21 protein-coding genes are annotated in these 25,020 nt (G+C 65.0%); 3 read left to right on the top strand and 18 right to left on the bottom strand.

Going from position 1 to position 25,020, the window contains the following annotated elements; translation table 11 throughout:
* From HMPREF1136_RS04190 to HMPREF1136_RS04170, 5 genes are all read right to left on the bottom strand, one after another.
* A partial coding sequence (locus HMPREF1136_RS04190) for a cadherin-like beta sandwich domain-containing protein (protein ID WP_009648069.1) occupies positions 1-3,067 on the bottom strand: 3,067 nt, incomplete at its 3' end.
* Positions 3,068-3,226: 159 nt separating this feature from the next.
* Positions 3,227-4,159 carry a carbohydrate ABC transporter permease gene (locus HMPREF1136_RS04185; RefSeq protein WP_009648082.1) on the bottom strand — a complete coding sequence of 311 codons (933 nt, stop codon included), beginning with the start codon at positions 4,157-4,159 and terminating at the stop codon, positions 3,227-3,229.
* Positions 4,156-5,067, bottom strand: coding sequence for a carbohydrate ABC transporter permease (locus HMPREF1136_RS04180; protein WP_009648072.1), 912 nt, complete (start codon positions 5,065-5,067; stop codon positions 4,156-4,158). The genes HMPREF1136_RS04185 and HMPREF1136_RS04180 overlap by 4 nt, the downstream gene beginning before the upstream one ends.
* Positions 5,068-5,172: 105 nt before the next feature.
* Positions 5,173-6,570: an extracellular solute-binding protein gene (locus HMPREF1136_RS04175; RefSeq protein ID WP_009648073.1), complete on the bottom strand. Its 1,398-nt coding sequence runs from the start codon at positions 6,568-6,570 to the stop codon at positions 5,173-5,175.
* A 164-nt stretch (positions 6,571-6,734) separates the two neighbouring features.
* Positions 6,735-9,587 carry a glycoside hydrolase family 2 TIM barrel-domain containing protein gene (locus tag HMPREF1136_RS04170; RefSeq protein WP_083836225.1) on the bottom strand — a complete coding sequence of 951 codons (2,853 nt, stop codon included), beginning with the start codon at positions 9,585-9,587 and terminating at the stop codon, positions 6,735-6,737.
* An 86-nt stretch (positions 9,588-9,673) separates the two neighbouring features.
* Between HMPREF1136_RS04170 and HMPREF1136_RS04165 the strand changes: the two genes are divergently transcribed.
* Both HMPREF1136_RS04165 and HMPREF1136_RS04160 read left to right on the top strand, forming a co-directional pair.
* On the top strand, positions 9,674-10,771 hold the full coding sequence (locus HMPREF1136_RS04165) for a LacI family DNA-binding transcriptional regulator (protein WP_009648070.1): 1,098 nt from the start codon (positions 9,674-9,676) through the stop codon (positions 10,769-10,771).
* Positions 10,772-10,966: 195 nt separating this feature from the next.
* Complete coding sequence (locus tag HMPREF1136_RS04160) at positions 10,967-11,905, top strand: hypothetical protein (protein ID WP_009648080.1); 939 nt, start codon at positions 10,967-10,969, stop codon at positions 11,903-11,905.
* Between the two features lie 133 nt (positions 11,906-12,038).
* Here the strand turns inward: HMPREF1136_RS04160 and HMPREF1136_RS04155 are convergent, their stop codons facing one another.
* On the bottom strand, positions 12,039-12,941 hold the full coding sequence (locus HMPREF1136_RS04155) for a DUF4862 family protein (protein WP_009648076.1): 903 nt from the start codon (positions 12,939-12,941) through the stop codon (positions 12,039-12,041).
* Positions 12,942-12,946: 5 nt separating this feature from the next.
* Positions 12,947-14,422, bottom strand: a complete 1,476-nt coding sequence (locus tag HMPREF1136_RS04150; RefSeq protein WP_009648079.1) for an MFS transporter — start codon at positions 14,420-14,422, stop codon at positions 12,947-12,949.
* Positions 14,423-14,684: 262 nt separating this feature from the next.
* On the opposite strand from HMPREF1136_RS04150, the gene HMPREF1136_RS04145 reads away from it, so the two are divergent.
* Positions 14,685-16,922 carry a sialidase family protein gene (locus HMPREF1136_RS04145; protein WP_009648075.1) on the top strand — a complete coding sequence of 746 codons (2,238 nt, stop codon included), beginning with the start codon at positions 14,685-14,687 and terminating at the stop codon, positions 16,920-16,922.
* Between the two features lie 150 nt (positions 16,923-17,072).
* On the opposite strand, the gene glmM is transcribed toward HMPREF1136_RS04145, so the two are convergent.
* The 11 genes from glmM to infA all read right to left on the bottom strand — a co-directional run bounded on the left by glmM (position 17,073) and on the right by infA (position 24,637).
* Complete coding sequence (glmM, locus tag HMPREF1136_RS04140) at positions 17,073-18,425, bottom strand: phosphoglucosamine mutase (protein ID WP_034504843.1); 1,353 nt, start codon at positions 18,423-18,425, stop codon at positions 17,073-17,075.
* Positions 18,426-18,605: 180 nt separating this feature from the next.
* Complete coding sequence (gene rpsI / locus HMPREF1136_RS04135) at positions 18,606-19,097, bottom strand: 30S ribosomal protein S9 (RefSeq protein ID WP_009054763.1); 492 nt, start codon at positions 19,095-19,097, stop codon at positions 18,606-18,608.
* Between the two features lie 38 nt (positions 19,098-19,135).
* Entirely contained in the window at positions 19,136-19,579 is a 444-nt protein-coding gene (gene rplM, locus HMPREF1136_RS04130) for a 50S ribosomal protein L13 (protein ID WP_009054754.1), read from the bottom strand.
* A gap of 203 nt (positions 19,580-19,782) precedes the next feature.
* Positions 19,783-20,688: a tRNA pseudouridine(38-40) synthase TruA gene (truA, locus tag HMPREF1136_RS04125; protein WP_009648081.1), complete on the bottom strand. Its 906-nt coding sequence runs from the start codon at positions 20,686-20,688 to the stop codon at positions 19,783-19,785.
* Positions 20,685-21,434 carry an ROK family protein gene (locus HMPREF1136_RS04120; protein ID WP_034504840.1) on the bottom strand — a complete coding sequence of 250 codons (750 nt, stop codon included), beginning with the start codon at positions 21,432-21,434 and terminating at the stop codon, positions 20,685-20,687. Before HMPREF1136_RS04120 ends, truA begins: the two co-directional genes overlap by 4 nt.
* An 84-nt stretch (positions 21,435-21,518) precedes the next feature.
* Positions 21,519-22,103 carry a 50S ribosomal protein L17 gene (gene rplQ / locus HMPREF1136_RS04115; RefSeq protein WP_009648078.1) on the bottom strand — a complete coding sequence of 195 codons (585 nt, stop codon included), beginning with the start codon at positions 22,101-22,103 and terminating at the stop codon, positions 21,519-21,521.
* 43 nt (positions 22,104-22,146) lie between these two features.
* Positions 22,147-23,142, bottom strand: coding sequence for a DNA-directed RNA polymerase subunit alpha (locus tag HMPREF1136_RS04110; protein ID WP_009648071.1), 996 nt, complete (start codon positions 23,140-23,142; stop codon positions 22,147-22,149).
* 124 nt (positions 23,143-23,266) lie between these two features.
* Positions 23,267-23,677: a 30S ribosomal protein S11 gene (gene rpsK, locus HMPREF1136_RS04105; RefSeq protein ID WP_003790556.1), complete on the bottom strand. Its 411-nt coding sequence runs from the start codon at positions 23,675-23,677 to the stop codon at positions 23,267-23,269.
* 61 nt (positions 23,678-23,738) lie between these two features.
* The gene (gene rpsM, locus HMPREF1136_RS04100; RefSeq protein ID WP_034504845.1) at positions 23,739-24,113 is read right to left on the bottom strand and encodes a 30S ribosomal protein S13; all 375 of its coding nucleotides are present in this window, start codon (positions 24,111-24,113) and stop codon (positions 23,739-23,741) included.
* Positions 24,114-24,261: 148 nt separating this feature from the next.
* Entirely contained in the window at positions 24,262-24,375 is a 114-nt protein-coding gene (rpmJ, locus tag HMPREF1136_RS04095) for a 50S ribosomal protein L36 (RefSeq protein WP_003790577.1), read from the bottom strand.
* A 40-nt stretch (positions 24,376-24,415) separates the two neighbouring features.
* On the bottom strand, positions 24,416-24,637 hold the full coding sequence (gene infA / locus HMPREF1136_RS04090; RefSeq protein WP_003790580.1) for a translation initiation factor IF-1: 222 nt from the start codon (positions 24,635-24,637) through the stop codon (positions 24,416-24,418).
* Positions 24,638-25,020 lie beyond the last annotated feature (383 nt).

Below are 25,020 nucleotides of genomic sequence, written 5' to 3'. Positions count from 1 at the left end.
CGGAAGGGTTCGGCTCGGGCGTGGGATCCGGAGTCGGATCCGGGGTCGCGTTGTCGAGGGTCACCCAGTACAGGAAACGCGAGTCGCCGCCGCCGACGGCCGTCAGCACGACCTGCGAGGTTTCACCATCGCCGAGCTCGACCTCCTGCCTCGTCTTGTCGGCGGGGTTGACGAGCATCAGGTGCGCGTTCGCGTTCGGCTTCTTGACGGTCAGCGTGATGTCCTGAGCGGTCTCGGCCAGCGAGCCGTTGTCGGTGCGCGGGTCGAGGAGGTAGGACGGGTAGCGGGTCTGGCCGGTCAGGGCGTTGACAACCATGAAGCCCGTGGGGGCCGTCGTGGAATCGCCGAAGATCTCGGCCGACTTGGCACCGTCCAGGCCGCCCAGCTGCTCGAAGTAGCCGACGACGACGTCGCCGGGCAGACCGTCGTTGACGGAGCCGACGTTGGTCACCGACATGTCGACCAGGCCGACAGCCTCGTTGGCGGCCGTGGCCTCGTCGCCGGTGGCAAAGTTACCGTAGGTGTAGCCACTCAGCGTCGGGGTATCGGAACGGGCCGCGTACTGGCCGGGCTTGTAGGCAACGAACGTGGAGTTCATGGCCTTCGTGTAGTTACCGATGTAGGAGACGTTGCCGAAGATGGTGGAGAACTCGTAGAACGAACGTGTCGGCGCACCATCGTGGTCGATGATCGAGGAACGGTCGTAGCCGTTGTACTCCATGCGGAACAGGCCGAACCACTTCTGGCCGGTCGCCAGGCCCAGGGACGGCACGATCGACTTCTCGGAGGCGGACACGTTGGCGTCCCAGTTGTAGTCCAGGTACTGGCCGTACAGGATTGGGCTGGAGCCGTCACCGGTGAGGCCCTTGAGGCCGTATTCGCGCTGTTTCTTCCACGTGTTGGTGTTCAGCAAGTCCATGACGACAGTGCTCGGAGCTGGGCCGCCGTTGGCTCCCCAGTAGTACTTGTCCCAGCTGAGTAGGTCGGGCTGGGCGTTCTCGACGTAGTAGCTCAAGTTTGCGTCGCGGTACCAGGAGGGATCGTCCCAGGAGTTGGCGTGGACGACCGCACCGGGGATATTCTGCTTCGACCAGGCGAACCAGTTCTTGAAGCACTCGGACTCGCCGCGGTTGAATCCGCCCTCATCGCCGTACTGAATGTCGACGAGCGTGGAGGCGTAGGGCTTCATGTAGTCGTTCATGAAGTCGTGGGGATCGCCCGCGTTGCACATGCTGTTCTTGCCGGTGGGGGCCTTGGCGAGGGCCCACGGCGCCCCCTTGCCTAGGGACTCCATCATCGGGGTGTTGAACATGGGCAGGTCGTAGAACATGGGGAATGCGCCGCCCGTGAGGTCGCGCTCGTTGGCGTCGAAGCCGCCGCGACCGTAGCCCTCGGAGGGAACCCACGCGGGCATCATGACCCCGTACTGCAGTGCGAGGGCCTGGGCGCGGTTGACGCCCCACGTGCTCTCCCCGGGGTTGAAGCCGGAGTACCGCTCGTACATGGAGTTGTCGACTTCAGGGGCGACGGGGGTCTGGCCCGCAGGCAGACCCCACACCTCAACGTCGTTGAAGGTCACGGCGGTCGCGATATTCTGCGGTGTCTGGGGCTCGGTCTCGTCGTTCATCCAGATGCGGATGTTTGTGGCGAGGTGGTAGGCGTTGAAGTCCCAGTACCACAGGCCGCGCGCGTCGCGCGTGAGCGAGCCGTGGGTGACGATGGTCGTCCACGGGCCGCCGTCGGCCTCCTGGACAGCGATGGCCACGGAGTTACCGCCGTGCCATCCTTGCGCGCCGGCGGGCAGGGTCGGGGTGCCCCAGCCGTTGACGCGGTGCACGTAGCGGGCTTCGCCCAGGTGCAGCTCGATGCCGGTGACGTTGCTCGACCAGTCGCTGGCACGAACGAGCGGATCGGAGGTCCACGTCGTTGTGGGGTCGAGGTCGGTCAGGGCCGCGTTGTCGGCCTCGGTGCCGCCGTTCGCCGAGGCCGTGGCGGGCACGAGCACGTTGCCGCGGAAATCGGTCTCCACCTTGGTGATGTTGACGACGTAGGTGGCTTCCTTGCCGTCCTTAGATACGGTCGCGGTGATGACGTTTAGGCCGGTGGCAAGGTCGAGGTTGGACACGCGTCCGTCAGCGTCGGGGGTCGCGCCGTTGATGGTGACGGTGGCTCCATCGACCGCGCGGATGCGGGCCGAGACGGTCGTGGCGTGGTAGTAGCCGGTGGCCGTGTAGGTGTGAGTGCCGGGGGCGAAGTCCACGGGCTTGCCGGGTTCGCCGTAGGGCAGCTGGTCGATGACGAAGTCAACGACGAGGTCGGACGCGCCCGATCCCTGCTCGGGAGCCTCCGGGTGAGGAACGACGGGGCGGACCGCGTCGTTGTCGCCGCCGCCTTCGTCGCCGCCGTAGGAGGTGATTGCGTTACCGTCGGCGTCGCAGGGTAGGAGCTTGATGTCGGACAGGGCCATGTCCGACTTACCCGGGGCGAGGGAGCGCAGGCCTGCCAGGGCGATGACGCGCTTCGTCGTCGCGGGGAAGGTGACGTACTGTTCCTTGTTCCCGTACTGTAGGTCGGAACCGTGGGCGAGTTCGGTGCCGCCGTCCCACGTGCCCTCGGCGACCTTCGTCTTCCAGTCGTCGAAGGACGCGTCGGATGCAGGGTTGCCGGGGTCTTCGTCGAAGGCGAACACCCGGTATTCGCCGGGGAATTGGTCGTTTCCGAGCGTCGAATCGTAGGTGGGGCGCGGGGTCAGGCCGAGGCCACAGACCTGGGTGCCAGGCGTGGGGTTCTGGACGGCGAGGGCGTGGGGGTAGGGGTCGAGGCCTCCCTTCCACTTGGTGGTCCAGAAGGTCTTGGTCGCGTCGGTGCGAGCGGTGTCGTCGTCGACGAGCGCTGCGATGGTGCCATTCGGGGCACCTTCGCCAACTGTCTCTTCGGAGGTCGCCCACAAAACGGTCGGGTGGTAGGGGGTGTCGGAGGCTGCGATGGTCGCTGCGGGGGTGAGGCCGAGCATGGTGGCCGCGAGAATCGGCGCTCCGAGCACACCGATGATGGGTCGAGTCCCCATGAGTGTAACTCCTTCGTCAGTATGGGGTGAATGACCGGGAACCTTCGTTTGTCGAAAGGGATCCCACAATACCTATCACGTGTTAGCTTTTTGTGACAGAACCTCCTTTTTGGGTAGAAAATACCCTCGCAGGTGCGTCAGCACCCGCGAGGGGCGAGATTAGAACTTCAAACCTCCGTCTTCGATACCGCGGAAGAAGAACTTCTGACTGAACATGAAGACTAGGACCACGGGGATCATAGCGACCACTGCTCCAGCCAGAACCAACTGGTAAGTGACGCCCTGGGGCGAGTTCTGGATCGCCGTCAGCGTCAGCATCAGCGTCTGCTTCTCCGGATTCGGCAGCATGAGCAGCGGGAAGATGAAGTCGGACCATGCCCCGATGAAGGAGGTCAGGCCCACGACCGTCAACGTACCGCGCACCTGGGGCAGGAAGATGGACCAGAAGCGACGCAGCTCGCCCGCCCCATCAATCAGGGCGGCATCCTCTATTTCGTCGGGAATGCCCATGAATGCGGCACGCATCATGAGGATCTGGAAGGGACCGATCATCGCGACCATCCACACGCCGGGCAGCGTGTTGTAGAGGTCAAGCTGCACCATCATCTTGAACAGGGAGAGCATGATGGACTCGAAGGGGAAGATCATGGCGGACAGGACCACGAAGTACATGACGGTGCGCCCGGTCCACCCACGCCTCGACAGCATGTAACCGCCGATACACGACAAGATGATGTTCGAGGTCACAGTCAGTGCCGCGATGATCGCCGAGTTCTTAATCGCACTCAGGATGTTGGTGCGCTCGAAAAGGACCTCGAAGGAATCCAGCGACCACTGCTGTGGAAGGATCGTCGCGCCCTGACCGAAGACGGATTCGCCGGGGGCCTTGAATGCCGCCATCAGCGGCAGGATGAGAGGTCCAACAAGAACGATAGCGACGACAATCAGCAGCACGTACCGCGCAAACAGGGCGCCGCCGCGCATCTGGCGCGAGGCGACGGTGCGCCCCTGACGTTCAAGGCGACGCTCCTTGCGCCACTGGGCCAAGCGCTCACCGAAGGAGGTGGTGTCGGTGCGGGATGCGGTGCTCATGAGTCTTCAGCCTTCCTCTGCAAGCTCTGGGAGGCGATGATGAAACCGAAGGTGATGAGGAAAAGACACACCGACGCGGCGTCACCTTGCCCCAGAGATCCGAAGGTGGGGTCGACGATGCGGTCTCGGATATACATCGTCAGGGTCTTTGTCGGAGAGGCGGAGCCACCCAGCAGGTACACCTCGGTGAAGATCTTCAAGCAGCCGATGGTCGTCAGCGTGGCGACCAGGAACATCATGACCCTCACGCCGGGGACAGTGACGGTCACAAAACGGCGGATCGGGCCAGCACCGTCAATCTCGGCGGCCTCATACAGGGACTTGTCCACGTTCGCCAGGGCCGACAAATACAGGATCATGTAGTAGGGCAAGCCCTGCCACAGGGTGATGATCATGGCACAAAACAGGATGAGCCATTGATTCGACAGGAACGGGATCGTGTCGAATCCCCACGAGGACAGCAGGTTATTGATCGGGCCGCGCTGGTCCAGGAGGTAGCGCCAGGCCAGGGAGATGACCACCAGCGAGGAGATCGCGGGCAGGTAGTACAGCGCTCGAAAGAAGCCGATGCCTGGGACATGCGACTTCACCAGGAGGGCCAGTAGCAGGGGCAGGAGCACCATGAGCGGCACGACGCACACCGCGTAGATGAGGGAGTTCCTCAGGGCTTCCCAGAACTCTGCGTCCCCCAGAACGGCCGCGTAGTTGTCGATTCCGACGAAGCGGCCGATTCGCCCCATCGGTTTTGTCTTCGTAAACGACACGTAGACGGTCGTTATAAAGGGATAGATGTAGAACGAGATGATGGCGAGGACCGGCAGGGTAACCCACAGCCAGGGAACCCAGCCGGGGCGGAATCGGGCGGCGCCATTGAGGGAGCGCGACTGCGCGCTCGTACGTATCGGCATACCAGTGTCCTTCATGAGGGGCGCGCGACCGTGAGCCTGCGGCGTTGCGCGAGGTGAGGGGTGCGTCGGGGGGGTCGAGGCCATGCCTCGACCCCCCGCGTTCAATCAGTCGTCGAGAGCCTTGAGCTTCTCGTTCATCTGATCCTGTGCGGTCTTGAGGGCGGTCTTGGGATCAACCTCGCCGCGAATAGCCTTGTTGACGTTCTCGATGAGAGCATCCTTCACGGCGCCAGTCGCGTAGAAGACGTCGGTGTAGGCCTCGGCGTCCTTGGCGGCCTTCGCGGCTTCCTCGTAGGCGGCCTTGAAGACCGGGTCGTCAGCGATCTCCGGCGGGTTGGCGACGAGCTTGTCCAGAGCATCGGTGGCCGCGGGGAAGATGATCGCGCCGCCGTCGTGCGTCCAGGCGTACTCGTTCTCGGCGTTGGTGATCCACTCGGCAAACTTCATGGCCAGCGGAGCGTTCTTGGTTGTGACCGAGACTCCGATGTACTGTCCCTCGAAGACGGGCTTGATGCCGGGGTTGGTCGGGAAGGGGCCAACGCCGGTGTTCTCGTACACGGTCGCGTTATTGCTCTTGACCGACTTCAGGAACGAGGCGTTGGGGGTACCGAAGGCGAGGTTACCGTCGGTGTAGGCCTTGCCCGGGTCGGGTTCACCGGTCAGGGAGTCCTTCGGAATGGCACCGGCAGCGTAGAGGTCGGAAAGCTTGGTGACGTAGTTGATCGCAGCCTCGTTGTCGGCGAAGTTGAAGGCGGTCTTATCCTCGTTGAGGAGGGTGACACCCATGCCGTGCAGCTGAGCGATCATGTACCACTCGGGTGAGCCGTAGATGCCGTAGTCACCCTGTCCGTCGGCCCCCACCTTGGCTGCGGCGTCGAAGAGTTCATCCATCGTTGCGGGCGGCTTGTTCTCGTCGAGGCCAGCGCGCTTGAAGACTTCCTTGTTGTAGGTGGTGATGTAGGGGCCGAAGTACCAGGGCAGCGCCGTGTGGTGGCCACCCGCACCCAGGGCGGTGGAATCCCAAATGGAGGGCACGAACTTGTCGCCGATGCCGGGGGCCTTCACGTCATAGTCCATGAGGAGGTTGGATTTGGACAGCGCGAGGATCGTGGAGGAGGGAACGTTGACGACGTCCGCCATCTTGCAGTTCGAGGCCTGGGCCGTGATGGTCTGGTCGAACTCGGCACCGCCGCCCTGGTCGGTCCAGTTGATTGTGACGCCGGGGTTGGCGTCCTCGAATTCCTTGATCTTGGCCTTGAAGAAGTCGCCGAAGTCATTCTGCAGACCCTGAGTCTGGAAGGTGATCTCGCCTTCCACCTTCGAGGTGTCGATTGCTGAGCCATCGATGTTCCCAGCGGGAATGTCACAGGCGACGTCGGGTGCCGGGATGGAACCGGAGGCGGATCCACCGCCACCGGAGCCGCCACTATCGCAGGCGGCCAGGCCGAGGGTACTGAACATGGCAAGGGCAACGATGCCGGCGGCCATCTTCTTCTTCAACATGCGAAACCTCCATTGGTCCGTTTTTGTTGGTCGATCGATGGGATCGAGTCACTAACTATCTCGTGTTAGTTGATATATGAATCATAGCGACTTCGTGTGTGCTACGCATCATTTGTCAGAAAGCTGTCACATCGTTATCAAGACGCAACATACGCGACACAGGCTCAATCACCCCTAACCTGGGCAATCACCACACGGACGTCAACGTCGCGCATGCGCCCGGCGACTTCGGGCCGCGCATCAGGGCCGCACGAGCGGGTCCCGATGCCGTCCTGGAAGACGTCGAGCCACAGGAACAGGCGCTCCGAGTCGGGCAGGTCCTCCCAGTGCGAGGCCTGGGCCAGTTCACGCTCGCTCCACCGGCTGACGCTCCACCCCAGGGGCGAGGCGGGGAGGATGAGGAACTCCCCGGCCTCGCCACGAAGGGAGAGGGCCTCAAGGCCCTGGCGATGCCCGCCTTCCTGGGGGCGCACGCACACATCCCACAGGTCGCAAGCATCGCCGCTGCCGCATCCGCGAGCGCCCGGCACGCTCATGTCGGCGTACCCGATCATGGTGTCTCCCAGCCAGGTGGCGTGCCACGCGGATCCCGGCAGCTCGAGGCGCAGGCCGAGGCGCGGGACGCGGGGCGGCCAGGTACCGTAGGGCGCGACGCGCAGGGAGACGGACAGGGCGTTCGGCCCCTCTTCGCCGATGCGCACGGGTGCGTATTCCCATGTGAGAGTGACGCCGAACTGGGCTGCCGGTGGCGCCCAGCGTTCGACGACGCGGCGAACACCCCCGTCCTCCTCAATGGAGGCGAGGCGTCGGCGCAGCAGGTGCAGGCGCGCGCGCTCCCAGCGCATGGCGTGCGATGTTCCGGCTTCGCCGCGCCCGACGCCCAGGGGTCCCAGGTCTGAGGCATCGATGCCCCAGTAGTCGACGGGACCGCGACCTCGGTCATTGTCGGTGGGCGCGCGGAACACGCTAAGGTCGATGCGCACGGGCATGTCGCCGATCCGCGCCACGCGCCCGCTTTCATCGAGAGCGTAGGGCGAGTCGGCCTCGTCAGCGCAGGGCACGAGGTCGGTCTCCGCGAGCGCGCGCAGGCGATCCCGCTCCCCCACCGAGCCGGAGTCGGCTTCCACAATCGCGCGGGCGAGCGCGGGAGCGTCGGGGGCCATCGCCGCCACCCACGCCCAGGTGCCCGCGTAGGGGCGAGACAGAGCGTCGACGAGTCCGTCGCACACGAAGTTGCCGTCGTGGACCTCCTCGCCGAAGTCGCCACCGTAGGACAGGGCGCGGCGTCCGTCCGGCAGGGTTCGCCACAGGGCATGGTCGCGCCATTCCCAGACGAATCCGCCGGCGTGGCGGGGGTGGCTCATCTGCGCGGCGTAGCCGGGCGCGCCCGCGGGGCCGGTTCCCATGGCGTGCAGGTATTCGCACATGAGGTAGGGGGCGCGGCGGATGCGTTCGCGCGCCGCGTCGTCGACCTGCGCTGCCACGTGCGTGGGCACGGCGACCTCTGCGTGGAGATCGCTATCGTCGAGGACGGCGGCGACCTCCTCGAGCGTCGGGTACATGCGCGAGTAAATATCCGTGTATTCCAGGGCATGGTCGCCCTCGTAGTGGACAACGGCTCGCCCACCCGTGCGCTCGTGGATCCAGCGCGCGCAGGCGGCCAGGTTCGCCCCGGTTCCCGACTCGTTGCCCAGGCTCCAGCTCATGATCGAGGGGTGGTTCTTGTCGCGTTCGAACGCGCGCATCGTGCGGTCCAGGTAGGCGTCGGCCCAGCGCGGATCGTCGGAGGGATTGTCGATCCACTCCCCCGCCCCCTCGAAGCCGTGCGTCTCGATGTCTCCTTCGAGCATGACCCACAGCCCGATCTCGTCGGCCAGGTCCAGCAGACGCGGGTGCGGCGGGTAGTGGGAGGTGCGGATCGCGTTAATGCCCATGGACTTCATGAGCGCCAGGTCGGCGCGCGCCCACTCCTCGTCAAAGACGCGGCCCTCGTCGGCGCGCACCTCGTGGCGGTTGACGCCGTTGAGGCGCAGGGACTTCCCGTTGGCTGTCAGGACGCCGTCCTCGATGGAGACGCGCCTAAATCCGACGCGCAGGCGTCTGTCCCCATCGACGAGGCCATCTCCCCCATTGATGCTCACGTGCGCCTCGTAGAGGGCGGGGTCCTCCGGGTTCCACGGGCGCACGTCTCCCACCTGGAGGCGGTCGGAGCGGTAGCGCCCGTCGTCGCCTTTCTCGAGGGCGAGCAGGCAGGTGCCGAGGCCGTCGATTGCGAGGCGACCGACCAGGGAGGCCACGCGGGCGCCGAGCACCCGGGCCTCGACGGTCGCGTAGCCGACCCCAGCCTCGTAGTCGGTGTCGATCCAGAGGTCTTCGATGCTGCCGGGGGCGAGGCGGCGCAGGCTGACGGATCGGAAGATGCCGGGCAGCCACCACTGGTCCTGATCCTCCAGATAGCTCCCGGGGCTGAACTGGTGGACGCGCACGGTGATCGTATTCTCTCCAGGGTGCACGCGGCCGGTGATGTCACACTCGTGGGCAAGGCGCGAACCGCGGGCCATGCCCACCCACGCGCCGTTGACCCACACGCTCGCCTGGCTTTCGACGCCGTCGAAGCGCAGGGCAACCAGGTCGTCCTCCCACCCGTCGGGCAGCTCGAAGGTGCGGTGGTAGTCGCCGACGGGGTTCGCCTCGGGCGGGTAGGGCGGGTCCACCGGGAAGGGGAAGTCAACGTTCGTGTAGGCGGGGCGGCCGTAACGCCCGTCGCCTCGCAGCACCCAGTGGCTGGGCACGTCAATAGTGTCCGCGTCGTCGCTGACGGCTGGCTCATCCCAGGGTTCTTCAACATTCGCCCAGGGAGTCGGGTCGGTGCGGTGATAGACGAAGGACCAGGTACCGTCGAGGCTCAGAACGCCGGGATCATCGGCCAGATGCGCGCGCGGCGGCAGGAGTGCTCCCGCACCGGGGGCGTAGGAAGGTAGTATCGATATCACGTCTGCGTGCCTTTCGGATGTCATCGTCGAAACTCCGATCGTCACCCACAAGACTAACACGTTATAGTTATTGTGTTTCTTCGAACATACACGAGGATTGGGAGTCCGCCATGGAGCGCGCAACCCGGGCCGACGTCGCCCGCGCAGCAGGCGTCGCACCCTCCACTGTTTCGCTCGTCCTCAACGGCCGCGGCCGTGATGTCAAGATCGCACCCGCCACGATCGAGCGCGTCAAGCAGGCCGCACGCGAACTCAACTACATCCCCAATGCCGCCGCACGCTCGCTGCGCCGCGGCAAATCCCACCTCATCGCGCTCCTCATGGCCGAACTGCCCGACGACCCCTTCGTGCCCGTCGTCCACACGGTTCTCACGACCGCGATGATCGACATCCAGCGCCGCGGCTACCTCCTCCTCCCCCTCTTCCAGGCTGGCGACGGCGCCTCCGACGCCGAAGTCATCCGCTCGGTCCTGGGCGACACTCAGCTGGCCGGCATCATCCGCGAGACCACGTCAGCCGAGGCCTTCACCTCACGCCTCCTCGCGAACCTCGGGATCCCCGTCGTCGCGATGTCCATGATCGAGGCCGACCCCACCGGCTCCGAGTCCTCCCTCATCCGCATCGACGAGGGCGCAGGCGTCCACGACATCATCTCCTCCTGCGCCCTCGTCGACCCAAACACCGGCATCGGCTCAGGCCGGGCCGTCTTCCTCGCCGGTCCCAACACCAACCACGCTCGCCAACACCCCATCGCACGCTCCTTCGGCACCAACTTCACCTTCTATTCCCTGCCCGACTGGGAACCCGCCACCGCCTACCAGGCCACCCTTCGCCTCCTGACCGAGAACCCCGACATCTCTCTCATCGCGCTCGCCGACGACTCGCAGGCACCCGGCGTCTTCCAGGCCGCCGCCGACCTCGACCTGTCAGTCCCCGCCGACCTGTCCATCCTCGGATTCGGCAACCAAGACCACCGCAGTGCCGAGGCCCTGGGACTGACCACCGTCGACTGGCCCCTCACAGACATGACGTCAGCCGCCGTCACCTCCATCATCAACGTCATCGAAGGACGCCCACCCACCGCTTCCCTCCTCCCCGCCTCCCTGGCCGTCACCGAGGAAGCCACCCCGGCCTCGTCCCAGACGATCCCCGTGGCCACGATCCCCACGCGCCCGGTATGGCGGGCATCGGTCGCCCGACGGAGCTAACGCGCCCGCCGACCCCGGAGGCATTTCTGCGCAGCTCCGCCGACTACCACGTCAGCACACGCAAATCCCTCTCCTCCTCCCCCGCCTTCGAGCAGCGTTTCATCTCCCACTAGGCGACCGCCCGCCGCGCTCGACACCGCGAAAGTACCCAGGCCTCGTCCCAAATTCCCCCGGCTATCCCCGTAGAATCAACCTATGGACCGCCACGAGCTCACCGAACGCGCCCTGCCTTTCCTCCTGCGACGGCTGCACGACGCGGGGATTTCCGCGACGCCCCACACGGACGAGCACACGGGCAGCACCCACCTGGAAATCGACGGGTGGAGGCGCATCAACGTGGAGAACCTCATCGACGAACTCGCCCAGACGGATCCCTCCAAGCACGAGGTCAGAATCGAGCGATGGGTGGCGTTCATCATGGAGTCCGGCCGTATCGCCGAACAGTCCGTCACCGACCCCGACGAGCTGCGCCAACGCGTGCGCACCCGCGTCATCCCAGCGGACCTGGCCGCGGACCCCCACCTCAGCTACGCGCGCCCCTTCCCCGGTGGCCTCGCCCTCGCCCTGTGCTTGGACTTTCCTAACACCGTCACAACCGTCACTAACGAGCACCTCGACAAGTACCCCCTGAGCCTCGACGAGCTCTATCACTGGGGGCAGATCAACACCGACAACGAAGCCATCGACGAGCACACCGCCTGCGGCCCCTTCACGGGAATCGCCGGGGAATCACTGTTCATCGCATCGAAGGCCGCACACATCGCCTCCCTGGTCTCGACGCTCCGCATCGACGCGCCCCACGGGCTCTTGTTCGCGATCCCTGACCGTTCCGTCCTCTTCTACGCGCCCGCCGACCCGACCGTCATCACCGAGCAGTACCTCCGCCTCCTCGACTACCTCCGCGTCGACTTCATGCGGCGCCTCCGGTCCACGCCCGCGCACACGCTCAGCAAGGACCTGTTCTACTGCTCGCCCGACGGCTCCTTCGGCGCCATCACGCGAAGCGGCCACCCCGACGTGCAGGAACTTTTCACGACGCCGGATCTGGACGCGGATCGTCTCGTGGAACTCGCCGTGAAAAACATGAACTTCTTCGAGGGCTTCCGCACCCGTTTCTATCCCTCGAACATGTGACGCGCCTTCGGGCGGCCCGCGGCGACTGCGCAGGAAGGTGCCAGCACCCGTCCGCACGCTGTCACCATGAAGACCGAACCGGGCCATGGCCTCGTCACACTCTTAAACGACGAGGCCGTGGCCCGGCTAACCGTCACCCCTGGAGGTGGCAGGCCCGGTAGATCCCCGTCAACATCGCGAGGCGCTGCTCGAGGGAGGCGTCCTTGGGGACGCAGACCTTCGCGCCGAGGTACTCGACACCGCCCGCGATCGCTGCCTGCGCGCAGCGTCCGATCTGCTCGGCGTCCATGAGGGAGGTCGGCTCGTCGGCCTGGGCGGGCAGGTGTCCGTCGATCCAGGAGTACCCGTACTGAGTCTCCTCCGGCCCGGCACCCGAGAACACGATGCCGTCAAGCACCCCGCGTTCCCCGGCCTCGCGCACGTGCTCGAAGGCAGTCTCCGCGTTGCGCCCCTCCACGGCGGAGCGGCCCCAGTTGAGGTGAATGCCGACGCTAAGCTCGGCGACGATGTCGATCTCGTCCGCGAGGGACAGGAAGCCCTTCTCGGGGTTCTGCCCGGGGATGTATGCGTCGCAGTGCTCAACAACGAGCGTCGCGCCGCACCAATCCCAGCCCAGGACGTCCTCGAGAGAACGCTTGAATGCGTCGGCGTTCGCCAGGCGCGTGGGTGCCGAGTGCAGCTGCACCCGCCCGACCAGCAGGCGCCCCGCCTTGTCGCACAGGTCGTCGAGGTCGTCGCAGAGGCGTCGGGTAAAGGCGAGGGCCGCCTCGCGTCCCGCCTCGTCAGGCGAGGCCAGGCCGAAGTTCTCATCCTTCCAGACATTCTGCATCGTGCCGGGGATCGCCGTGATGGTGTTGAAATCCCAATGCGGCGACAGGTGGCTGGCCAGCACGTCGAGCTGTGTTGCGAGCTGCCCGGGGTAGGGAATCTCGACGCCGGCGACCCACGGCTGGTCGGCGAGGAGCTGGTAGTAGTCCGCCTCGAGTTCAGGTGCCGGGTGCGACGCGTAGGCACCAATGATGAATGGACGTGCCATGATAATCAGCCTTCTTTGATGATCTCGTCGTTACCGTCTTCAGGGCGAACATACTGCGGCCCAATCTTCTTTTGAAGCAGGCGCGGCACGTTCGCACCGATCGACACCATGACGACCGCGGCAAAACCGAAGGACAGGATCGCCAGGGCGAAGCCGAGAGAGAACTGCGCGGCGATAGCAGCACCGAGAACCGGGCCAACCGCGCCGCCGAGGGCACCCACGTTGTAGCAGAAGCCGAGACCCGCAGCGCGCTTATCGACCGGGAAGTAGGACGAGACCCACTTGGGCAGCAGACCCGAGACGCCCTGGCCGAACATCTGCTGGAAGAAGAGCAAGCCCGCCACGAGCGCCACGTACTTGCCGTTCTGCATGAACAGGGGGAAGACGATGATCTGCGAGAGCAGCAGAGAGATGGCGTACCAGCGGCGCATGCCGAACTTATCACCCGCGAAGCCAGCAATGATGTAGCCCGCAGCATTGCCGAGGCCAGCGAAAGACACCACGTTGGCAACAACCGTCTGGTCCATGCCCACCCCGCGCAGGTAGGTGGGGAGCAGGCCCTGGATGGGCCACGTGTACATGAAGGAGGCGAAGATCGTCAGCATGATCGCGATGCCGATGATCCAGCGTTTGGAGTCGAACTGGATGATGAGGTAGATGAAGATGACCGCACACAGGACACCGAGCACGCTCACGGCCACAACGCCGCCGACCTGCTGAGTGAAGATCAGGAGCAGGGCGACGAACGCGATGGCTACAACGACGTAGTTGAGGATCTTGCGTTCCCCGCCGAAGAGCACCTGAAGCATGTCGTTCTTTTCGCCGTGCCCCTTCTCCTTGGCTTCGCTCCAGTCGGCGGCTTCGGGCAGAGTCTTTCGCATGTAGATCGCGACGATGATCGGGATGATGCCGGTGAGGAACAGGGCGCGCCAGCCCCATCCGGGGTGCATCGAATCGACCCATGTCACGAAGTACTTGTCGACCTGGGCGGCGGCGATGACGCCGAAGGCATAGCCCGACAGCAGGAAGCCCGAGGCCTTGTTGCGCATGTGCTTGGGCCACGACTCGATGACGTAGGCGGCGGAGGCCGAGTATTCGCCGGCCATCGCGAAGCCGATGATGAGTCGCAGGACGAAGAGGATCCAGAAGTTCGGCGCGAGCGCGCAAGCGATGGATCCGAAAGCGAACATGAAGATCGACAGGATCATGGCCGGCTTGCGCCCGTAGCGGTCGCCGATGGCTCCCAGGACGAGGCCACCGATCCATCGGCTAATAAACGCGGCCGAAATCAGGGATGCGCTTTGGACGAGCGACAGGTCGAATGCTGTCTTGATCGCGGGCAGGGCGAAGGAGATGAGGACGAAGTCGTAGCCGTCCAGCAGCACGCCGATCCAGGCAGCGAAGAACGCCTTGCGGTCTTCTTTGGTCAGGTATCGATACCAGGGCTTTGTCGGAAGCGCCTGTACGGGGGACGTACTCATGATGAGTGCCTTCCTGAAATTTCATCGTCGAATAACGAGGGGCTTGAGTCCAGATGTCTAACTAGCAAGTTATCAGACAACTTGCGGTAATGTTAGCTCTCTCTCATCCTAGAGTCAACAGAAAATTTCAGCTTAAGGTGCATATTGCCAACAAAAGATCAGGATGATAATCTGTCTGACAACTTATTTCCTGTGACCAATCACATGCTCCGATTCGTAATGATGCGAAGCGAAACACGCAACCGACAGAAAGGTGTCAAACATGAGTATCGACGCAGGTCACCCGGGAATCTCCTGGGTTTTACAGTTCCGCGCACGCATCGACGGTTCACTGCTGCGCCTGCGTAGCCCCGAGGGCACCGGCTGGGATCTGTTTATCCGAGCGGGCGCACTCTTCCTCGAAGGAACGACCTCCTCCATGTCCCTCGCTCTCGACATGGAGGACACCGCGTACCTGACCGACGGGACTTGGCACAGCCTCGCGATCACGGCGACGGCCGCCGGTTCCAAGATTTTCCTCGACGGCTACCAGTGCTTCTCAACCTGCGCAGACCTCTCTCCCGCCGGAAGCAGCCCCGAAGCTGCACTCACCCTCACCCCGGGCGCTGGCATCGAAATCCGATCCTTCGCAGAGCACGATGCCGTCCTCTCCGCAGAAGAGATCCTTGCCCTCTCCCCCGCCCCGACTCCCCTCATTGAATTCGCCGCAGCCCATCTGTCCGACTACGACGTCGCCGAGCTGTCCGAACTCACCTCAGGCACCGTGTTTGCCCGCTACCGCGTGCGAGGCCCCGGCCAGCACGGCACGATCCTCGCCGCCGGCGGGGCCGGGCGCGAGCAGCTCAACCTGTCCGTGACGGAAGAAGGCATCGAATACCGGGTCCTGGGCCGCAGGGGCCAGTGGCGCACATTTACGGCCCACGGGCGCTGGGATCAGGGACACTGGCATGACGTCGTGGTGCGCGTCGGTCACGGCGCGGTCCAGATCTACGTGGACGGCTACCTCGAGGCCCACCTTCCCGGCCAGGTGTTCTTCGCGGGCGTCGACAGCCTCGACGAGGTCGTGATCGGGCAGGACACCTCCGGGTCGCGCCTCTTTGGCGAGGTTCGCAACGCCGCGGTCTACTCGTCGATCCTCAATGACGCGCAGATCAAGAAACTGTCGTCGGTCGCGCCCCTCGACACCCAGTGTCTCTTCGACGCCGGTTTTCACAACTCGATCAGCTACCGCATCCCCTCGCTGATCACCCTGGCCTCGGGGGTCGTCGTCGCGGGAGCCGATCAGCGAGAGACCATCGCGAACGACTCTCCCAACTCGATCAACTTCACGGTCCGCCGCTCCTTCGACGGCGGGCACACGTGGGGCGATCTCCAGACAGTCATCAGCTACCCCGGTCACGGGGCAACAGGCGCGTCCGTCATCGACTCCTGCGTCGTCCAAGATCGCCGAAACGGACGCCTCGTCGTCCTCATCGACCACTTCCCGGGAGGCATCGGTCAGCCGAACGCCGAGGCCGGCCTCGGCGTTGACGAGAAGGGCCGCTACATCCTGCACGACGCCGAGGGCGCGACCTACACGTGGATGGAGGACGGAGCCGTCACGGACGCACACGGACACAAGACACCGTTCAAGGTCTCGGAGCGCGGTGACGTCACCGTCACCGAGGACGGGGAGGAACAGCCCGGCGGCAACGTCTTCCTGGCCGACGGCGAGGACCCGAACCAGACGCTGCTAACGACGCGCACCTGCTACCTGCAGATGGTCTACTCCGACGACGATGGCGAAACCTGGGAGGGTCCCTTCAACCTGAACCAGGACGTGAAGGAAGAGTGGATGTCCTTCTGCGGGACCTCCCCGGGCACGGGCGTGCAGCTGCGCAGCGGACGCCTCGTGATCCCGATCTACTACAACGGCGACCACAAGCGTCACTTCTCCGCGTCCGTCGTCTACTCTGACGACGGGGGTGCCACGTGGAAGCGCGGCAAGTCTCCCAATGACGGGCGCATCTTCAAGGGCCGCCAGATTGACTCGCGCACGCTCGACACCGAGGCCGCGGCGACGCACGAGGCCACGCTCATCGAGCGCGCCGACGGTTCGCTCCTCATGCTCATGCGCAACCAGCATCCGAGCGGGAAGGTGGCCGCCACCGTCAGCACGGACGGAGGGGAGACCTGGGGCGACGTGTATTTTGCGCGCGAGATCACGGAGATCTTCTGCCAGCCCAACGCCGTTCCCTGGCCGACAGAGGACTGCCCTGAGCGTGTCATCTTCGCCAACGCCTCGCAGATGCGGCCGTATCGAGGCCGTGGTGTCCTGCGCCTGTCGGAAGACGGGGGCCGCACCTGGATCGCGTCGCGCACCTTTAACCCGGCGCACTACGTCTACCAGTGCATGACGATCCTGCCCGACGGAACACTGGGCCTTCTGTGGGAGCGCGAGATGCAGGGCCTGTATTTCACACGCATCCCGCTGGAGTGGATCGAGGCCGCTAAGATCTGACACCGCCGTGAGGAGGCCGCCTGCCGTTGGCACCTTCCCCGGCCTACGGCAGGCGAAAACCTCCTCAGCGTCCCCCATATGTGAGGACCGAAGAAAGAAAGAGGGCGGGCACCAACCGGTGCCCGCCCTCCGCGTTCGTATCTCAGGCGTTCACAGCGCCAAGTGTTCCTTCACGACATCCGCCAGCGAAGAGGCCACGGAGTCGGCCTCCTCCTGGGTGGCAGCCTCGACCATGACGCGCACGAGGGGCTCGGTGCCCGAGGGGCGCAGAAGAACGCGACCGGTGTCGCCCAGGCGAGCCTCGGCGGCGGCCACGGCGTCCGCAACGGCCTGGTTCGTGGAAGCGGCCGCGCGATCCACGCCGCCCACGTTGATGAGGGTCTGCGGCAGGCGCTGAACGAAAGAGGTCAGGTCGGCCAGGGAGCGGCCAGACTCCTTCACCATGCGCGAGATGAGCAGCGAAGAGAGAATGCCGTCGCCAGTCGTCGCATGGTCGCGAGCAATGATGTGACCGGACTGCTCGCCTCCCAGGGAGTAGCCGGAGGCCAACATTTCCTCGAGGACGTAGCGGTCACCGACGCCGGTCTGCACGGTCTTGATGCCGGCCTCACGCATGGCGAGGATCAGGCCGAGGTTACTCATGACGGTCACAACGAGTGTGTCGTTGGCGAGAGCGCCGCGGTCGCGGGCGTTAACTGCCAGCGCACCCATGATCTTGTCGCCGTCGATGAGGTTGCCCTCGTGGTCGACGGCCAGGCAACGGTCCGCGTCGCCGTCGTAGGCGACACCGAAGTCGCAGCCGGCCTCGACGACAGCGGCCTGCAGGCCTTCGGGGTGCGTCGAACCGGCGTTACGGTTGATGTTGCGACCGTCCGGTTCGGCGTTGATGACCGTGATATCGGCACCGAGTTCGCGGAACACCGCCGGCCCGAACTCGTAGGCGGCACCATTCGCGCAGTCGATCGCGATCTTCATGCCGCGCAGGTCGGTTCCTGTCGCCTCGATCAGGTGCGCGATGTAGGATTCGCGGGCCCACGCATGGTCCGCGTTGACCTCGCCAACGCCGTCGCCGGTGGGACGCTCCCACTCGGTGTTCACGAGCGCCTCGATCTGGTCCTCGACCGCGTCCGCCAGCTTGTAGCCGCCGTGCGCGAAGAACTTGATGCCGTTGTCGGGCATAGGGTTGTGGGATGCCGAGATCATGACGCCCAGGTCCACGGTGTCTTCCGTGGCCGTCAGGTGGGCGACGGTCGGGGTGGTCACGACGCCGATACGCGTCACGTCCATGCCGGCGCTGGCAAGGCCCGCAGCGAGCGCGTGATCCAGGAACTCACCCGAAATACGGGTATCGCGTCCGATAATTGCGCGGGGCTTGGAGCCGTCCGCTCGTCGGGCGGAACCGAACTGGCGGGCGGCGGCCTCGCCGAGCTGCAGCGCGAGGTCCGCGGTGATGTCAACGTTTGCCAGTCCTCGCACGCCGTCCGTGCCGAACATTCTGGGCATAGTGTCTCCGTTCAGTGGGTCATATGACTGGTCTAAGCGTACCGCTACTGCGCCCGTCACCTTGTACGAGGCCGGGGCCATAACTGCGTCAGCGCTCACATCCTGGGCAGGGTTGACGGGAGACGAAAGTCGCGCCCCGCAAGAGCGGGGCGCGACCAACAGAAAAGATGCTGAATGAAATCAGCGCTTCGAGAACTGCGAAGCCTTGCGGGCCTTCTTGAGGCCTGCCTTCTTGCGCTCGGTGGCACGGGCGTCGCGGGTCAGGAAGCCAGCCTTCTTGAGAGCCGGACGGTTGGCGTCGCGGTCGATCTCGTTGAGGGCGCGCGACACGCCGAGGCGCAGGGCACCGGCCTGGCCGGAGACGCCGCCGCCGTTGATGCGGGCGATGACGTCGAAGCGGCCGTCAATGTCGAGCAGGACGAAGGGGGACTTCACCAGCTGCTGGTGCAGCTTGTTGGGGAAGTAGTCCTCGAGGGTGCGTCCGTTGATGGTCCACTTGCCGGAGCCGGGGACCAGGCGAACGCGGGCGACGGCCTCCTTGCGGCGGCCCAGGCCCGCGCCGGGCGCGGTGATGGACTGACCGGCGCCGGCGGGAGCCGACTCGGTCTCGGACGTGTAGGAGCTGGGGACGACTTCCTCATCCAGCTCAGCGGAAACGATGGTCTCAGCCACGGTTCTCCTCAGGGTCAAAGGCGTTCAGTGACCAAAGGTCACTGAGCCACCTGGGTCAGTTCGTAGGGAACCGGCGACTGGCCGGCGTGGGGGTGCTCCGGGCCAGCGTAGACGTGCAGCTTCTTGAACTGCGCGCGGCCGAGGGAGTTGTGGGGAAGCATGCCCTTAACGGCCTTCTCGACGGCGCGCTCGGGCGTCGCGGCGAGGAGGTCACGGTAAGCGGTCGCGGTCAGGCCGCCGGGACGTCCGGAGTGGCGGTACGCCATCTTCTGGTCCAGCTTCTTGCCGGTAAGGGCAACCTTGTCCGCGTTGATGATGATGACGTAGTCGCCCATGTCCATGTGAGGGGCGAACGTCGGCTTGTGCTTCCCACGGAGGAGGGCAGCGGTCTGAGCTGCCAGGCGACCGAGGACGACGTCGGTGGCGTCAATGACGTACCACTTCTTGTCCGCGTCCCCGGGCTTGGGTGAATAGGTGCGCACGGGCGTAACCTTCAATTCTTGTTGGTCATGGGACGCCGCGCCGGTTTTTCCGGGGGCATCCACGATGAAACGGTTCGCGCGAGGCGTCGGCGAGCGCTCCTAGCGAGTGGGAGACACTAGGTACTCTGCCAACGCACAGCACTTGCCATATTATCGGCACGCAGGCCGACGGTCAAAGCGCGACGGACACTGTGTCACATTCCTCAGCACTTATCACCGCAGCATGCATCGCGCCTGGCCCGGGCCTGCTTGGCGCGCGCGGCCCACTGGGAAGGCTCGGGATAGTCAACGCCTTCGAGGGTAAGGCCGTGGGCCGGCGCGATAGGTGCTGCGTTCGCACGGGAGCGGGCGCGCAGAATCTGCGCCGGGTAGTCGGTGTCGCGTACCCCCTGCCCCACGAGGAGGAGGGCACCGACGAGGGAACGGACCATCGAGTGACAAAAAGCGTCGGCCTCAACACGGAAGACGAGGGTACCTTCGGCATCTCGCTCGGCGCGCAGGGTCCGCAGGGTACGAATCGTCGTTGCGCCCTCTCGCGGACGGCAGAACCCGAGGAAGTCGTGTTCCCCGAGGAGGCGCGCCCCGGCCTCGTTCATGGCCGCCTCGTCCAGGGGGTCCTCGACCCACAGTCGGTCCCAGCGCCCGAGTGGCTCGGGGTGATCCGACACGCGGTAGGCGTAGCGGCGACCGAGCGCGGAGAATCGCGCATCAAAACTCGCATCGACGACCTCCGCCGAGTAGATGCGCACGTCGCAGGTGCCTCGCGCGGCGGCCAGGTCGCGCCCGCGCGCACGCTCGCCGTAGCGCCCCGAGAGGATCTTGTTCAGTCTGCGCACGATGAACGAGGCCGTGGTCGCCTCAGCAGATTCCCCTCCCCTGGGCGTCAGCCGCGCCCAGGCCTCGTCGCTGAGGTCGACGTGACAGACCTGATGGCGCGCGTGCACGCCCGCGTCGGTGCGCCCGGCAACGGTCGTCGCCACCTCTTCGCGCGAGGCCATGGCGAGGGCCGCTTCGATCTCCCCCTGGACGGTACGCAGGCCCGGCTGGGCGGCCCACCCGCGAAAGTCGGTGCCGTCGTAGCCGAGGTCTAGGCGCAGGCGGCGTGTCACAGTTCCCACGCCCGAACGCCACCGATGATTCCCGCGTCGTTGGGCACGACGATGACGTCGTCGCCCATGAGCCGCAGGTTCGACGCCGTGATTCGCTTCGAGTTACCGCCACCCAGGTACAGGCGATCCCACATGTACATCGGGCGCAGGCCGTCTACGACGCGCCGGATGCGGCGCGACCAGTGCACGTCGCCGAGGCGCAGGCGCTCATGCTCGCCGATGTAGTCGTCGTAGGTCAGGCCCCAACGCACGGGCCCCTGGGAAACCTCGACGTGGGGGGCAAGCTGCCCGCCGTCGAACACGGCGTTGCCCAAGCCGGTCCCCAGCGTAATGATCATTTCGAGGCCGCGGCCCGTAATCGCACCCGCGCCGGCGACCTCAGCGTCGTTCAAGACCTTCGTCGGCAGGCTCAGCGCCTGCTCGATCGCGCGGCCCATGTCGAAGTGATCCCAGCGCTCGACCAGCTCGGGAAGCACGCGCGAACGCGGACCATCGCGGGTGATGTAGTGAGGGGTCGCGATGACGACGCCGTGACGGATCATGCCGGGCATGCCCATCGTCACGCGGGTCGCGGGCGGCAGCTCCTTCGCCAGGCCCACCGCGGTCTCCACGAGCAGCTCCGGGGGCAGCGGGTACGGTGTCGGTACGCGGCGTGCCGGAGCCATCATGGTTCCGCGCTCATCCACGACGGATCCTTTGATGCCACCCCCGCCGCAGTCAATAGCCAGCGTCATCTCACGTGTCATGGCTTCAGGCTACCGGATACGGCAAGGGCCGGATACCCCTCGCGGGATATCCGGCCCTTACTCGAGTCGATCAGCGACCAGGTGTCACTTCTCTTCGGCGGCCTGCTCGGCGGCGTCTTCAGCCTTACCGGCCTCCTCGGCGACTTCCTCGGCCTCGTTGGCCTTGGCGAGATCGCCTTCCTCGCGAGCCTCTTCAGCGCGCTCGGCAGCAGCCTCAGCAGCTTCCTCAGCCTCGGCGGCAACAGCCTTGGCCTCGGCGGCCTTCTCAGCCGTCTTCTCGGCGGCCTTAACGACAGCCTTCTTCTCGACCTTCTCCATGACGAGCTCGATGCGCATCAGGGGAGCGTTGTCACCCTTGCGGTTGCCGACGCGGATCAGGCGGGTGTAGCCGCCAGCGCGCTCGGAATCCATCGCGGGAACGAGTTCCTCGAAGAGGATCGCGACGATGCCCTTGTTGGGGATCTTCTTCAGGACCGTGCGGCGAGCGTGCTGGTCGCCGCGCTTGGCCTTGGTGATCAGCTTCTCGACGTAGGGGCGCAGCATCTTGGCCTTCGCCTCCGTGGTCGTGAGGCCGCGGTGTTCGATGAGCTGAGCCGCCAGGTTCGACAGAATCAGCTTCTGGTGTGCCGGGCTTCCGCCCAGACGAGCACCCTTCTTGGGGGTGGGCATGTGTTTCTCCTACGGATTCAATGCGTCCATCGGACGCACGGGGTCAGATGGACTGGTCGTCCGAAAAGATCGCGGCGGACTCCGAGTCGCCGAAGCTCGGCATCACCGAGTCCTTCAGCGTCATACCGAGAGCCGCCAGGGACTCCTTGATCTCTTCGATCGACTTGGTACCGAAGTTGCGGATGTCGAGCAGGTCGGCCTCCGAGTGAGCAACCAGCTCGCCGACGGTCAGGATGCCGCGGCGACGCAGCGCGTTGTAGGAACGCGACTGCAGGTTCAGGTTCTCAATCGGGAGAGCCAGATCGGCTGCGAGGGTGGCGTCCGTAGTGGACGGACCCACCTCGATGCCTTCCGCTTCCTCGTTCAGTTCACGCATGAGGCCGAACAGCTCCACCAGCGTCTTGCCGGCCGAGGCCAGGGCATCGCGCGGGGTGATCGCAGGCTTGGTCTCCACGTCGATGACGAGGCGATCAAAGTCGGTGCGCTGCTCGACACGCGTCGCCTCGACCTTGTAGGTCACCTTGACGACGGGCGAGTAGATCGAGTCGATCGGGATGCGGGAAATCTCGGCCTGCGGATCCTTGTTCTGAGCGGCGGAGACGTAGCCACGGCCACGTTCGACGGTCAGTTCGATCTCCAGCTTGCCCTTCTCGTTGAGAGTGGCAAGACGCAGATCGGGGTTGTGGATCTCGACACCGGCGGGAGGCGTGATGTCGCCGGCGAGGACCTCGCCGGGGCCAGCCTTGCGCAGGTACATGACGACAGGCTCGTCATTCTCGCTGGACAGGACGATCTGCTTGATGTTCAGGATGATCTCAGCGACATCTTCCTTCACACCTTCGATCGTGCGGAACTCGTGGGGGACGCCATCGATGCGGATGGACGTCACCGCTGCACCCGGGATCGAGGACAGGAGGGTACGACGCAGGGAGTTACCCAGCGTGTAGCCGAACCCGGGCTCGAGGGGCTCCAGGGTGAAACGGGAGCGCAGGTCGCTGACCTTTTCTTCGGTCAGGATGGGTCGCTCTGCAATGAGCACGTCTATTCCTTTCTGACCGGTGCCCGCTATATGACACCGGATGTGGGAACCTGCGTGAGCAGGCTAAGGGAGTGTGAACGCGAAGGTTCAGACGTGGGGAGGGACGCGCCCTCCCGTCCACAAGTCAGCCGCGGCGGCGCTTCGGCGGGCGGGTGCCGTTGAAGGCCTGAGGCGTGACGTCCTGAATCGAGCCGATCTCGAGGCCGGCGGCCTGCAGGGAGCGGATCGCGGTCTCACGACCGGAGCCGGGGCCCTTGACGAAGACGTCAACCTTCTTCATGCCGTGCTCCTGGGCGCGACGAGCCGCCGCCTCGGCCGCGAGCTGCGCGGCGAAGGGGGTGGACTTACGCGAACCCTTGAAGCCAACCTGGCCGGAGGACGCCCAGGCGACAACCGCGCCGGTGGGGTCCGTCAGGGAAACGATGGTGTTGTTGAACGTCGACTTGATGTAGGCGTGGCCGTTGGTGACGTTCTTCGAAATCTTGCGACGCGGCTTGCGGGCACCGCCCGAGCGCGAGGTCTTTGCTGCTGCCATTTCTGGTTCAGTTCCTTCTTGTCGCGGAAAGCGTCCCCGAGGGGACGGACTCTCCTAGGCCTTACTTGGCCTTCTTCTTGCCTGCAACGGTGCGCTTGGGACCCTTGCGGGTACGCGCGTTGGTCTTGGTGCGCTGACCGTGGACCGGCAGGCCACGACGGTGGCGAAGGCCCTGGTACGAACCGATTTCGATCTTGCGACGAATGTCGGCCTGAACCTCACGGCGGAGGTCACCCTCAACCTTGAAGTTTGCCTCAATGTAGTCACGAAGCTTAACGAGATCCTCTTCCGTCGCGTCCTTGACGCGGGTGTCCGGGCTGACGCCGGTGGCGGCGAGGGTCTCTGCCGCGCGGGTGCGGCCGACTCCGTAGATGTATGTGAGCGCGATCTCGAGCCGCTTCTCGCGGGGGAGGTCGACGCCGGCAATACGTGCCATGGTGATGTTGCTCCAGTTGTTCATCGGAGGTCGTCATCGCTCAGTCCGGGCGAGCAGCCCGGCCCCGGCCTCCGAACCGAGGGTCGCCCACGGGTGGGCGCTTAGAGTGATGCTGTGGGGCGTGATGCCCCGCGGGTCGCAGCGGGTCTCAGCCCTGGCGCTGCTTGTGCCTGGGGTTGTCGCAGATGACCATGACGTTGCCGTGGCGACGAATCACCTTGCACTTGTCACAGATCTTCTTGACACTCGGCTTGACCTTCATGGTTGTTACCTCCACTGCCCGTCGGGCAGTTTGTGTCGGGTCACTTGTAGCGGTAGACGATACGGCCTCGGGAGAGGTCGTAGGGGCTCAGCTCGACGACAACTCGGTCCTCGGGCAGGATGCGGATGTAGTGCTGACGCATCTTTCCCGCAATATGGCCGAGAACCACGTGGCCATTCTTGAGTTCCACACGGAACATCGCGTTAGGCAAGGCCTCAACGACCGTGCCTTCCATCTCAATGACGCCGTCTTTCTTCGCCATATCCTCCGTTTATCCTCTACATGTCTCGGATAGGTTGCGGCGGATGCCGCTGGGCACACCCCTGTCAGGGATGACATGTGGATACGCCCAAGGAACTACTCTACGGCATGCGCACCCCGGGCGATAGTGCTATGCTCTGTCGGTTCGCTCACGTTCAATCCGTCACATTTTTCGCACACGCCGTCGTGTGCACGGTAATTCTGCGCCGAGGCCGTGGATCCGCCACGTTCGGGCCTGGCCGCCCACGACGCACCCGCGCCACCAGTGTGGAGGGTACCGTCGGGCCAAGGCGCATTCCCGGGTGTCTGAGGGCGGCGGCAGGGCCTGGCCGGGCTTCGAGATCGACCACTCCGAGCCGCAGGCTCGCGTGTGGCGATCTCGCG

It is taken from the genome of Actinomyces sp. ICM47 (genome assembly GCF_000278725.1).
GTDB lineage: Bacteria > Actinomycetota > Actinomycetes > Actinomycetales > Actinomycetaceae > Pauljensenia.
This window is presented reverse-complemented; position numbering and strand designations above follow the sequence as displayed.

Bases quoted from the DNA above. Each gene is read 5' to 3' on its own strand.
- infA (WP_003790580.1), bottom strand. From the start codon at position 24,637: ATGGCGAAGAAAGACGGCGTCATTGAGATGGAAGGCACGGTCGTTGAG.
- HMPREF1136_RS04170 (WP_083836225.1), bottom strand. From the start codon at position 9,587: ATGACATCCGAAAGGCACGCAGACGTGATATCGATACTACCTTCCTAC.
- HMPREF1136_RS04175 (WP_009648073.1), bottom strand. From the start codon at position 6,570: ATGTTGAAGAAGAAGATGGCCGCCGGCATCGTTGCCCTTGCCATGTTC.
- rpmJ (WP_003790577.1), bottom strand. From the start codon at position 24,375: ATGAAGGTCAAGCCGAGTGTCAAGAAGATCTGTGACAAGTGCAAGGTG.
- HMPREF1136_RS04150 (WP_009648079.1), bottom strand. From the start codon at position 14,422: ATGAGTACGTCCCCCGTACAGGCGCTTCCGACAAAGCCCTGGTATCGA.
- HMPREF1136_RS04165 (WP_009648070.1), top strand. From the start codon at position 9,674: ATGGAGCGCGCAACCCGGGCCGACGTCGCCCGCGCAGCAGGCGTCGCA.
- HMPREF1136_RS04185 (WP_009648082.1), bottom strand. From the start codon at position 4,159: ATGAGCACCGCATCCCGCACCGACACCACCTCCTTCGGTGAGCGCTTG.
- HMPREF1136_RS04180 (WP_009648072.1), bottom strand. From the start codon at position 5,067: ATGCCGATACGTACGAGCGCGCAGTCGCGCTCCCTCAATGGCGCCGCC.
- HMPREF1136_RS04155 (WP_009648076.1), bottom strand. From the start codon at position 12,941: ATGGCACGTCCATTCATCATTGGTGCCTACGCGTCGCACCCGGCACCT.
- rpsM (WP_034504845.1), bottom strand. From the start codon at position 24,113: ATGGCACGTATTGCCGGCGTCGACCTCCCCCGCGAGAAGCGGCTCGAG.
- HMPREF1136_RS04145 (WP_009648075.1), top strand. From the start codon at position 14,685: ATGAGTATCGACGCAGGTCACCCGGGAATCTCCTGGGTTTTACAGTTC.
- glmM (WP_034504843.1), bottom strand. From the start codon at position 18,425: ATGCCCAGAATGTTCGGCACGGACGGCGTGCGAGGACTGGCAAACGTT.
- rplQ (WP_009648078.1), bottom strand. From the start codon at position 22,103: ATGCCCACCCCCAAGAAGGGTGCTCGTCTGGGCGGAAGCCCGGCACAC.
- HMPREF1136_RS04120 (WP_034504840.1), bottom strand. From the start codon at position 21,434: ATGACACGTGAGATGACGCTGGCTATTGACTGCGGCGGGGGTGGCATC.
- HMPREF1136_RS04160 (WP_009648080.1), top strand. From the start codon at position 10,967: ATGGACCGCCACGAGCTCACCGAACGCGCCCTGCCTTTCCTCCTGCGA.
- rpsK (WP_003790556.1), bottom strand. From the start codon at position 23,677: ATGGCAGCAGCAAAGACCTCGCGCTCGGGCGGTGCCCGCAAGCCGCGT.